Source organism: Achromobacter sp. UBA4530, from assembly GCF_002388205.1.
GTDB lineage: Bacteria > Pseudomonadota > Gammaproteobacteria > Burkholderiales > Burkholderiaceae_B > Achromobacter > Achromobacter animicus.
In genome coordinates, this window is the sequence record NZ_DGMA01000002.1 from 284,237 (window position 1) to 294,920 (window position 10,684).

At 63.2% G+C, this 10,684-nt stretch carries 11 protein-coding genes; 5 read left to right on the top strand and 6 right to left on the bottom strand.

Going from position 1 to position 10,684, the window contains the following annotated elements; all coding sequences use genetic code 11:
- Positions 1 to 120 precede the first annotated feature (120 nt).
- Positions 121 to 1,377, bottom strand: coding sequence for an NADP-dependent isocitrate dehydrogenase (icd, locus tag B2W22_RS01890; RefSeq protein ID WP_056568692.1), 1,257 nt, complete (start codon positions 1,375 to 1,377; stop codon positions 121 to 123).
- Between the two features lie 205 nt (positions 1,378 to 1,582).
- Here icd and B2W22_RS01895 point away from each other — a divergent pair, with 205 nt between their 5' ends.
- Entirely contained in the window at positions 1,583 to 2,008 is a 426-nt protein-coding gene (locus tag B2W22_RS01895; RefSeq protein ID WP_056321316.1) for a DUF1841 family protein, read from the top strand.
- A gap of 64 nt (positions 2,009 to 2,072) precedes the next feature.
- On the opposite strand, the gene B2W22_RS01900 is transcribed toward B2W22_RS01895, so the two are convergent.
- Both B2W22_RS01900 and B2W22_RS01905 read right to left on the bottom strand, forming a co-directional pair.
- A complete protein-coding gene (locus tag B2W22_RS01900; protein ID WP_175123150.1) occupies positions 2,073 to 2,435 on the bottom strand; it encodes a c-type cytochrome in 363 nt (120 codons plus the stop codon).
- A gap of 12 nt (positions 2,436 to 2,447) precedes the next feature.
- Positions 2,448 to 2,801 (bottom strand): c-type cytochrome, encoded by a 354-nt coding sequence (locus B2W22_RS01905; protein WP_056568700.1) that lies wholly within the window; start codon positions 2,799 to 2,801, stop codon positions 2,448 to 2,450.
- Between the two features lie 175 nt (positions 2,802 to 2,976).
- Here B2W22_RS01905 and B2W22_RS01910 point away from each other — a divergent pair, with 175 nt between their 5' ends.
- Together B2W22_RS01910 and B2W22_RS01915 are read left to right on the top strand one after the other, a co-directional pair.
- Entirely contained in the window at positions 2,977 to 3,858 is an 882-nt protein-coding gene (locus tag B2W22_RS01910) for an AAA family ATPase (RefSeq protein ID WP_175123151.1), read from the top strand.
- Between the two features lie 25 nt (positions 3,859 to 3,883).
- On the top strand, positions 3,884 to 5,056 hold the full coding sequence (locus B2W22_RS01915) for a vWA domain-containing protein (protein ID WP_175184131.1): 1,173 nt from the start codon (positions 3,884 to 3,886) through the stop codon (positions 5,054 to 5,056).
- 46 nt (positions 5,057 to 5,102) lie between these two features.
- Here the strand turns inward: B2W22_RS01915 and B2W22_RS01920 are convergent, their stop codons facing one another.
- The 3 genes from B2W22_RS01920 to B2W22_RS01930 all read right to left on the bottom strand — a co-directional run bounded on the left by B2W22_RS01920 (position 5,103) and on the right by B2W22_RS01930 (position 6,990).
- A complete protein-coding gene (locus B2W22_RS01920; protein ID WP_286936019.1) occupies positions 5,103 to 5,660 on the bottom strand; it encodes a GNAT family N-acetyltransferase in 558 nt (185 codons plus the stop codon).
- A 101-nt stretch (positions 5,661 to 5,761) separates the two neighbouring features.
- The gene (locus B2W22_RS01925) at positions 5,762 to 6,142 is read right to left on the bottom strand and encodes a hypothetical protein (RefSeq protein ID WP_175184129.1); all 381 of its coding nucleotides are present in this window, start codon (positions 6,140 to 6,142) and stop codon (positions 5,762 to 5,764) included.
- 248 nt (positions 6,143 to 6,390) lie between these two features.
- The gene (locus B2W22_RS01930; RefSeq protein WP_286936020.1) at positions 6,391 to 6,990 is read right to left on the bottom strand and encodes a GNAT family N-acetyltransferase; all 600 of its coding nucleotides are present in this window, start codon (positions 6,988 to 6,990) and stop codon (positions 6,391 to 6,393) included.
- 131 nt (positions 6,991 to 7,121) lie between these two features.
- Between B2W22_RS01930 and B2W22_RS01935 the strand changes: the two genes are divergently transcribed.
- Both B2W22_RS01935 and B2W22_RS01940 read left to right on the top strand, forming a co-directional pair.
- Positions 7,122 to 9,869 (top strand): M16 family metallopeptidase, encoded by a 2,748-nt coding sequence (locus B2W22_RS01935; protein ID WP_191577702.1) that lies wholly within the window; start codon positions 7,122 to 7,124, stop codon positions 9,867 to 9,869.
- 287 nt (positions 9,870 to 10,156) lie between these two features.
- Entirely contained in the window at positions 10,157 to 10,546 is a 390-nt protein-coding gene (locus B2W22_RS01940) for a DUF4148 domain-containing protein (RefSeq protein ID WP_175123157.1), read from the top strand.
- Positions 10,547 to 10,684: the final 138 nt, after the last annotated feature.

Sequence of the window (10,684 nt, forward strand, 5' to 3'; positions counted from 1 at the left end):
AGCATCGTGCCAGTTGGTCAGACAAAACCCGCCCGCCATGACGGCGGGCGGGCTTTGCACAGAAACAGGATCAGAACCCAGATGCGCGGCGGGTAGCCTTGCGTGAGCCCCGGCCGAGGCTTACATGTTCTCGATCATCACCTGGCCAAAGCCCGAGCACGACACCTGCGTCGCCCCTTCCAGCAGACGGGCAAAGTCGTACGTGACCTTCTTGGACTGGATCGACTTTTCCATGCTGGAGATGATGAGATCCGCGGCTTCGGTCCAGCCCATGTGACGCAGCATCATTTCCGCCGACAGGATCTCGGAACCGGGATTCACGTAGTCCTTGCCCGCGTACTTGGGCGCCGTGCCGTGGGTGGCTTCAAACATGGCCACGGAGTCGGACATGTTGGCGCCCGGCGCGATGCCGATGCCGCCCACCTGCGCGGCCAGCGCGTCGGAGATGTAGTCGCCGTTCAGGTTCAGCGTGGCGATGACGTCGTATTCGGCCGGACGCAGCAGGATCTGCTGCAGGAACGCATCGGCGATCACATCCTTGACGATGATCTCGCGGCCGGTCTTGGGATTCTTGAACTTGCACCACGGACCGCCGTCGATCAGCTGCGCGCCGAATTCCTTCTGCAGGAGCTCATAGCCCCAATCGCGGAAGCCGCCTTCGGTGAACTTCATGATGTTGCCCTTGTGCACCAGCGTCAGCGACGTGCGGTCGTTGTCGATGACGTACTGCGCGGCCTTGCGCACCAGGCGCTCGGTGCCTTCGCGCGACACGGGCTTGATGCCGATGGACGAGGTGTTCGGGAAACGGATCTTCTTGACGCCGAGCTTGGTCTGCAGGAACTGGATCAGCTCCTTGGCCTGCTCGCTTTCGGCCATGTATTCAATGCCGGCGTAGATGTCTTCCGAGTTCTCGCGGAAGATCACCATGTTGGTTTTTTCGGGTTCGCGCACCGGGGACGGCACGCCCTTGAAGTACGCCACGGGACGCAGGCAGACGTACAGGTCAAGCTGCTGGCGCAGCGCCACGTTCAGCGACCGGATGCCGCCGCCGACCGGGGTGGTCAGCGGGCCCTTGATGGAAACCACGTAGTCTTTGACGACTTCCAGGGTTTCGTCGGGCAGCCACACGTCAGGACCGTAGACCTTGGTGGCCTTTTCGCCGGCATAGACTTCCATCCAATGGATCTTGCGCTTGCCGCCGTAGGCCTTCTGCACCGCCGCGTCGACGACCTTGATCATGACGGGGGTGATGTCGGCGCCCGTGCCGTCGCCTTCGATGAAGGGGATGATGGGCTGGTCAGGCACATTCAGCGAGAAATCGGCGTTGACCGCAATTTTCTGGCCGCCGGCGGGAACCTTGATATGTTGGTAGGACATGAATGCTCCATTTGCTCCGGGTGGTTTTCTTGCACGCGCCAGGATCGGACAGCGTCCGATTCCGCGGGTTATACCGCCTCCTGCGAACCGCACACCGGATGGCGGATAGCAACCCATTCTATATCGCAAAGCGCCGGGCGAAACCGGCGGTCCGCGCGGGGCGGTAAAATAAAGCGCCCACATCCTGCTTTTGGCCCCCACCCGAATGTTCAATCCCTCCCGCGACCAAGTCCGCGAATTCTTCATTGAAACCTGGCGCAAACATCGCGCCAACGAGGTCCTGACCCCGCTGGAGGCTATTGCGCTGGACTGGATCATCGAGCATCCCGAATACCACGCGGACCTCGAAAGCCCGGACGCCATGACGGCCGAATACGCGGTGGAAAAAGGCCGCACCAATCCGTTCCTGCACCTGTCCATGCACCTGGCCATCGCGGAACAATTGTCAATCGACCATCCGCCGGGCATTCGCCAGGCCTACCAGCAGCTCACCGCGCGCTCGGATGCGCATCACGCCGCGCACGAAATCATGGAATGCCTGGGCCAGGTGGTCTGGGAAGCGCAGCGCCTCGGCACGCCGCTGGACAGCGACACGTACATCGACCTGATCCGCCGCCGAGCCAGCCTCTGACCCAAAGAAAAAAAACCCTCGCTAGCGAGGGTTTTTCATTCACGTCGGCCGAAGCCGTTGCGTCCTAGCGGCGCACGCCCAGATCGCTGGGCAGCGTGGCCAGCCACGCCGACACGTTGGAAATGTCCTGGTCGGAAAGCTGCGTGGCGAAGGCGCCCATGATCGGGTTCTTGCGCACGTTGGCCGTGGCGGCGCTGCCGGAGGCGCCCCGCTTGTAGGCCTTCAACGCATGCGCCAGGTAGTCGGCGTGCTGCCCGGCCAACGTCGGATAGGCAGGATCCACCGCCGTCTTGGCGTCGGCGCCGTGGCACGACGCGCAGTTGAATTTCTCGAAGACGGCCTTGCCGGCCGCCAGATCCTGCGCCTGGGCGGCAGAGCCCCAGATAGCCAGGGTCGCGCCCGCAAGGGCAAGCATGGTGCGGTTCATGATTTTGCCCCCTTATTTGAGATTCGAGTAGTACGCGGCCAAGTCGGCAATGTCCTGATCGGACAGGCTGCCGGCAACGGCGTCCATCGTGGGATGGCTGCGCGCGCCTTTCTTGTACTCGTTGAGGGCGGTTTCGATGTACTTGGCGTTTTGGCCAGCGATCATCGGAACGTGGTAAAGCTCGGGAAACGATGCCTTGTAGCCAGGGATGCCATGGCAACCGATGCACATCGAAACCTTGTCGCGGGCATTCTGGACATTACCGACCGGCGCTGCGTCTGCAGCAACAGCCTGGCCGGCGATCGCACAGGATGCCATCGTGGCCAACACGGAAACCGTGTACTTCAGAGAGGTTCGCAACTTCATTGGAATGACTCTTCTTGGTATGGCTAAGGACTAGGGCCTGCTCACACGAAAAGGCCCTCTGCAAACACGTTGCGGGTGGAACCCAAAGCAAAACCGCCTGATTGTACGATAATTGCTCAGGATTAATACCTTGCGTTAGTGTTGATCCCAATCAAACCACAGAAGCCATCAGACCATGTCCGCAGCCCAGACCGCCTCATCCGCCAAGCCAGTCCGCTTCGATGGCACCGACAGCTACGTCGCCACCGACGATCTCAAGCTCGCCGTGAACGCCGCCCTTACCTTGCAGCGCCCACTGCTCATCAAGGGCGAACCCGGCACCGGCAAGACGATGCTGGCCGAGGAAGTGGCCCGCGCGCTGGGCCGGCCGCTGCTGCAATGGCACATCAAGTCCACCACCAAGGCGCATCAGGGTCTGTACGAATACGACGCCGTGTCGCGCCTGCGCGATTCGCAGTTGGGTGACGAAAAAGTCCGCGACATCCGCAACTACATCGTGCAGGGCACGCTGTGGCAGGCGTTCCAGTCGCACGAGCCGGTGGTGCTGCTGATCGACGAGATCGACAAGGCCGACATCGAGTTCCCCAATGATCTTCTGCGCGAGCTGGACCGCATGGAATTCCATGTGTACGAAACGCGCGAGACCATCGCCGCGCGCCACCGTCCGCTCGTCATCATCACGTCCAACAACGAAAAGGATCTGCCTGACGCATTCCTGCGCCGCTGCTTCTTTCACTACATCCGCTTCCCGGACCGCGAGACGATGCGCGACATCGTGGCCGTCCACTATCCCGACTTGAAGCAGGACGTGCTGCGCGCCGCGCTGGACACGTTCTTCTCGCTGCGCGATGCGCCCGGGCTGAAGAAAAAGCCGTCCACGTCCGAACTCCTGGATTGGCTGCGCCTCTTGCTGGCCGAAGACGTCACGGCCGCGCAGATCGACGCGCACACGGCCACCGCCGTGCCGCTGATGGCCGGCGCGCTGCTCAAGAACGAGCAGGACGTGCATCTGCTCGAACGCCTGGCGGCCATGACGCGCGGCGGCCAACGCCGCTGATCCGGCATCCACGGGCGGCCCGCACATGCTGATCGACTTCTTCTATCACCTCCGGGCGCACAAGCTGCCCGTCTCGGTCAACGAATACCTGACGCTGGTGGACGCGCTGCGCCAGGACCTGATGTCGCCCACGCTGGACGAGTTCTACTTCCTGGCGCGCGCCACGCTGGTCAAGGACGAGTCCCTCTACGACCGCTACGACAAGGCCTTCGGCGCGTATTACCGCGGCATCGAAGCCGCGCTGCCCGCGGGCAAGGACATCCCGCTCGACTGGCTGATCAAGCAGTTCGAGAAAAGCCTGTCGCCCGAAGAAAAGGCCGCCATCGAAAAGCACGGCTGGGACAAGCTGATGGAGCTCTTCAAGGAGCGCCTGGACGAGCAGAAGGAACGCCACGCCGGCGGCAGCAAGTGGATCGGAACGGGCGGCACCTCGCCGTTCGGCAACGGCGGCTATCATCCCGAAGGCATCCGCGTGGGCGGCGCATCGGCCGGCAACCGCACGGCGGTCAAGGTCTGGGACATGCGCCAGTTCAAGGACTACGACGATCAGGTCGAACTGGGCACGCGCAATTTCAAGGTGGCGCTGCGCCGCCTGCGCCGCTTCGCGCGCCAGGGCGCCGAACTGGAACTGGACCTGGACGACACCATCGCCAGCACGGCGCGCAACGCGGGGCATCTGGACCTGCGCATGATCCCGGAGCGCCACAACACGGTGAAGGTGCTGATGCTGCTGGACGTGGGCGGCAGCATGGACGACCACATCGGCCGGGTCGAGGAACTGTTCTCGGCGGCTCGCAGCGAGTTCCGCAACCTTGAGGTCTATTACTTCCACAACTGCCCGTACGAAAGCCTGTGGCAAAGCAACCGCCGCCGCCAGAACGAGCGCTTCGACACCTGGGACGTGCTGCGCAAGTACAACCCGGACTGGCGCCTGATCATCGTCGGCGACGCCACGATGAGCCCGTACGAAATTCTGCAGCCGGGGGGTTCGGTCGAGCACTACAACAAGGAACCGGGCGCCGAATGGATGCGCCGGCTGCTGGACGCGTGGCCCAAGTCGGTCTGGCTGAATCCCGAGCCCACGGCGTCCTGGCAGTACCGCCAATCCATTGCGCTGATGCGCGACATCATGCAGGACCGCATGTATCCCGTGACGGTCGCCGGCCTGGAGCAGGCGATGCGGGTGCTGTCGAAGTAAAAGTTGCGCCGTCGCGGCGGCGATGCTGCCGCCGCGGTTGGCGCTGTCAGCCGTCGACGGGGTTGTGGGGCGTGTCCAGCGTCAACTGATAGAACGCCAGATCGAGCCAGCGTCCAAATTTGAAGCCGGCCTGGCGGATCGTGCCGGCATGTACGAACCCCAGCTTTTCATGCAGGCGGATGCTGCCCTGGTTCGAGGCGTCGATGCCACCGACCAGCACGTGCACGCCATTGGCGCGCGCTCGCTCGATCAGGATGGCCATCATGGCTTCGCCCAGACCGCGGCCACGAAAGCGCCCGTCCACGTACACGGAATGTTCCACCGAATACTTGAAGGCGGGAAACGCGCGAAACGTGCCGTAGCTGGCAAACGCCATCAACTCGCCGTCCGCATTCTCAAGCCCCACGACGGGGAAGCCGCCTTGCTGCTTGGTGTTGAACCATCCGTCCATCGCTTCGCGCGGCCGCGGCTTGTAGTCGTACAGCGCAGTGGATGTCGCAATGGCGTCATTGAAGATGGCCAGGATCTGGTCGGCGTGGCGCTCGTGCGTGCAGTCAACCAGCGTGGCGCCCTGCGGGGCGCGGAATTCGGCGGGCGTTTTCATGGCGGGAATTTTAGCGATGGCGCCGCCTGCCGGTATCAAGCGGACGAAAAAAAACCGGCGATGACGCCGGTTCAGTGAAACGTTGCCGCTTCTGGCCACTCTCAGGCGGCGCGGCTCTCCACAGATCGATGCGCGCTTGTACTCATGTGGCGCAAACCGGGGCATTGCCGCCACGACAATTCGTCGGCGTCCATGTCCAGGTCGAACAAATCTTGCGCGGCGGGCCACGGATGGGAGCGCACGGTGGCGCCCTCCATTTCAAGCACATGGCCGGCAAATCCGCGAGGTGATCCACCGCACTCCGCGAAATACCGCTGCGAACTCAGGTCCACCACATAGGTGGTCATGTCATGGGTAAGTATGGCCACGTATTGGCCGTCATCACTGGCATAAGCGTATTGAAACTGTCCTTTGATCCCGTCGCCTTTGAGGGCGCTACCGGTCAGTTGGGACAAGGCACGCGTGACGATTTCGGTCAGCATGGGTCGTTCCTCCGAAGAATGCGCCGGCAGGATGCCGGCGGCGAAGGCGCGAACGACAAGCACCGGCGCTGCGTCGAAGCAGCGTCTGGCGTTGGACGGGAAGCCGCTAAGACGGCCGTCGCGCATCCCGTCAGCAACAGCTAATGCGTCCTTGAAAGCTTACACCCGCGACCGGAATTGGTTCAAATCGCCTGGGAGAACTGAACTGCTGCATCGCACCATCAACACTGGCGCGGCTTGGCGGAGCATCAAGCCGCCGCAAAGATGGCGCCATCGTTGGCGCCGCCCGCCTGCCGACGCCGCCGCCATGCTTCACGTCCAAGCCGGTAAAGCACATGTGCACGCAGCGGGTGTCCCGCCGGCACGGCCGGATGGTCAAAGCATCCGGGTTCGGCGGCCATGCCCAGACGGTCCATCACGGCCCGTGAGCGCACATTGTCCGTCGCCGTGAAGGCAACGATTTCTTCCGCGCCCACCTGTTCAAAGCCGACCCGCAATGCGGCATCAGCCGCTTCGCTGGCGTAGCCCCGTCCCCAGAACGGTTGCGCGAGACGCCAGCCGATCTCCACGCCAGGCGCAAAAGGCAGCGTGGGCGCCAGCGGCTTGATGCCGACGAAGCCGATGAAGGGAGCCACGCCCGGCGCCTCCACGGCCCAGAAGCCCCAGCCGTGCTCGTCAATGCCGGCGGCCAGCCTGTCGGCCAGGGCATCGCTTTCCTGGGGCGTCATCGGCAACAGGAACTGCGTCACCTGCGGGTCAGCATTCAGGGCGGCGAAAGGCTTGCGGTCCGCCGCGCGCCATTGCCGCAGCACGAGGCGGGGCGTTTCGACTTCGATGTTCAGGGACATATCAACTTCCTCAGCATGGCGGCCGGCGATGGCAGTCCTGCGATGGCGGCGAAGGCCCCTTCCCGCCCGCCTGAACCATTGCCAACGTATACACTCCAACGGATTCTGCCATGCCAAAGGAATAGTCCGCCATGCGCTTGTCCCTGTCGAAGCTGCCGCGCCCGCTAGGCGTGCTGCTGTTTTCCTCCTTCCTGGCCTTTCAGGCCGGAGCCGCCAGCCTGCCGGCCGGCGTCACGGAGGCCGCCTCGATCGAAGGCATCACCGAATACCGCCTGGCCAATGGCCTGCGGGTGCTCCTGGTACCCGACGAATCCAAGCCGTCCACCACGGTCAACATGACGTACCTGGTGGGCTCGCGCAACGAAAACTACGGCCAGACCGGCATGGCGCACCTGTTGGAGCACATGCTGTTCAAGGGCACGTCGACCACCCGCAACGCGATGGGCGAGTTCTCCCGCCGCGGATTGCAGGCCAATGGCTCGACGTCCAGCGACCGCACCAATTACTTCGCGAGCTTCGCGGCCAACCCCGAGACGCTGAAGTGGTACCTCGGCTGGCAGGCCGATGCGATGGTCAATTCGCTGATCGCCAAGGAAGACCTGGACTCGGAAATGACCGTGGTCCGCAACGAGATGGAAAGCGGCGAGAACAACCCGTTCCGCATCCTGATGCAGAAGATGCAGGCTGCCGCCTACCAGTGGCACAGCTACGGCAAAAACACGATCGGCGCGCGTTCCGACGTCGAGAACGTGGATATCGGCCAGCTGCGCGCCTTCTATCACGAGTATTACCAGCCGGACAACGCCGTGCTGATCGTGGCGGGCAAGTTCGACCCGCAGACGACGCTGGCGGACATCGAGGCCACGCTGGGCAAGCTGCCCAAGCCCGACCGCAAGCTGCCGCCGGAATACACGGTGGAACCGACGCAGGACGGCGAGCGCTCGGTGACGCTGCGCCGCACCGGCGGCACGCCGCTGGTCGCGGCGATGTATCACATCCCGGCCGGCGGCAGCGCGGACTTCGTGCCTTTCGACCTGGCGACCACGATCCTGGCGGACACCCCGTCGGGCCGCCTGTACCATGCCCTGGTGCCGACCAAGCTGGCCTCGGGCGTGTTCGGTTTCACGATGGAAAACCTGGACCCGGGACTGGCGATGTTCGCCGCGCAACTGACGCCGGGCAAGGATCTGGACGCCGCCATGAAGGCGATGACGGGCACGCTGGAGACGCTCGACAAGAAGCCCTTCACGGAGCAGGAACTGGACCGCGCGCGCAGCAAGTGGCTGACGTCGTGGGAACAGACGTACAGCGATCCCGAGCAGGTGGGCGTGGCGTTGTCCGAAGCGATCGCCGCGGGCGACTGGCGCCTGTTCTTCCTGCAACGCGACCGCGCGCGCAAGGCAACGCTGGCCGAGGTGCAAAAGGCCGCGACGACCTATCTGGTGCAGAGCAACCGCATCGAGGGCCGCTACATTCCGACCGAGAAGCCGGTGCGTGCGCCGCAGACGGAACGCGTGGACCTCACGGCGGTGTTCAAGGACTACAAGGGCGATCCGGACTTCAAGGCTGCGTCGGCGTTCGATCCCTCGCCGGCCAACATCGACAAGCTGACGCAACGCACGACGCTTGATCTGCCGAATGGTCCGGTGAAACTGGCGCTGCTGCCCAAGGCGACGCGCGGCAGCCGTGTGCAGGCGCAGATGCTGATCCAGTTCGGCAACGAAAAAGACCTGCTGGGCCAGCGCGTCAATTCCAGCGCAGCGGCCGACCTGCTGCTGCGCGGCACGGACAAGCTGTCGCGCCAGGATATCCAGGACCGTCTGGACAAACTGCAGGCTGAACTTGGCTTTTCCGGCGGCGGCACGACGCTGAAGGTGGCGATGTCGACCAAGGGCGAGAATCTGCCGGAATTGACGGCGCTGGCGCTGGAGATCATCCGCAACGCCAGCTTCCCGAAGGAGCAGGTCGAGGAATATCAACGCCAGCTTGAAACGTCGATCCAGAACGCGATGACGGAACCGTCGGCGCTGGCCGGCCGAGCGCTGGCTCGCCACGACAATCCGTGGCCTGCGGACGATCTGCGTTATGTGCCGACGTTCGAAGAGTCGCTGGCTAGCGTGCGCGGCCTGAACCGCGAGGCGCTGGCAACGTTCCACGCCAAGTTCTACGGCGCTGGCGATATCGAGTTCTCGGCGGTGGGTGACTTCGAGCCGGCAGCAGTGGAAAAGTCGCTGCGCACGGGACTGGCCGGATGGAAGAAGGCGCCGGCCTACACCCGCGTGCCGAACCCGTACCGCGACGTACCGGCCAAGCAGTTCGACATCGATACGCCGGACAAGGCCAACGCGTTCTACCTGTCGCGCATGCCGTTGAAGGTGCAGGATACGGACGCGGACTATCCGGCGCTGTACCTGGCCAATTACCTGTTCGGTGCATCGGAAACGTCGCGCTTGTGGAACCGGGTGCGCGAGACGGAAGGCCTGTCGTACAACGTGCGCAGCTCGCTGTCGGTGTCGGCGTTTGAACCGACCGCAAGCTGGAGCATTTACGCGATCTACGCGCCGCAGAATCGCGAGCGGCTGGAGAAGGCGATCAACGAGGAACTGGCGCGCGTGTTGAAGGACGGTTTCTCGGAGAAGGAAATCACGGAGGGCATTACGGCGCTGCTGAACTACCGGAATCTGGCTCGGGCGCAGGACGACGTGTTGGCAAGCACGTGGCTGGACTACCTGGAGCGCGGCCGCACGTTCGCGTGGTCTGCGGAAATGGACAAGAAGATTTCCGCCTTGACGCCGGAGACGGTGAACGCGGCGCTGCGCAAGTATGTGCGTCCGGACGGGTTCAGCACGGCGCTGGCGGGGGATTTCAAGAAACCCTGATGCTCCCTATGTTTGGAAAAGCCCCTGCCTCGGCAGGGGTTTTTTTTGCATAGTGGGTGGGCTGTTGCGGTTTGATGATTCTGGGATTGGGCTTAACCATTCCATCCATGGGGCCAATTCTATCTGTCTGATCTATTACTCGGTTATTTGGAAAGATGTTTTCAGGGATTAAGGGTTTATCCCAGGTGGGAAGGCGCGCACAATTCAGTCCATCGGGAACAGCAAACGAACCACGACGGAGTGCCGCCGGATTCGGTCCCTCTTTACGACGAATTGGAGGTCTCACCATGAAAACCCTAGCAACCACCCTTTTCCTATCCCTGGCCCTGGCCGGTTTCGGCGCACAAGCCGCCGGCGTCGAGCAAGCAAAGAGCAGCGCCCAAGTGGCGACGGAACTGCAAGCAGCGAAGGCAAGCGGCCAGTACACGTTCGGCGAGCTGGACTATCCGCCCGCCCTGCCCCAGAAGACCAGCCTGAGCTCGCAGGAAGTGCAAGCCGAGCTGCAGCAAGCCAAGGTCAGCGGTCAATACACGTTCGGCGAACTGCAGTACCCGCCGGTCGTTGCAACGTCGAGCAGCGCCAAGTCGCGCGCCGAAGTTCAGCAGGAACTGGCGCAAGCAAAGGCCAGCGGTCAATACACGTTCGGCGAGCTCGAGTACCCGCCGATCAGCCGGTGAGCTGCTTGCTGTAGCCCGGCCGGCCTCGGGTGGCATCATGGCCTGAGGCCGGTATTTTCGGTGTACAGCGGCGGTTGAAGTAGCAGTAGCAGTAGTCGTTGAAGTCAGCAGTTGAAGTGCAGTTCGCAGTTGAAGTTG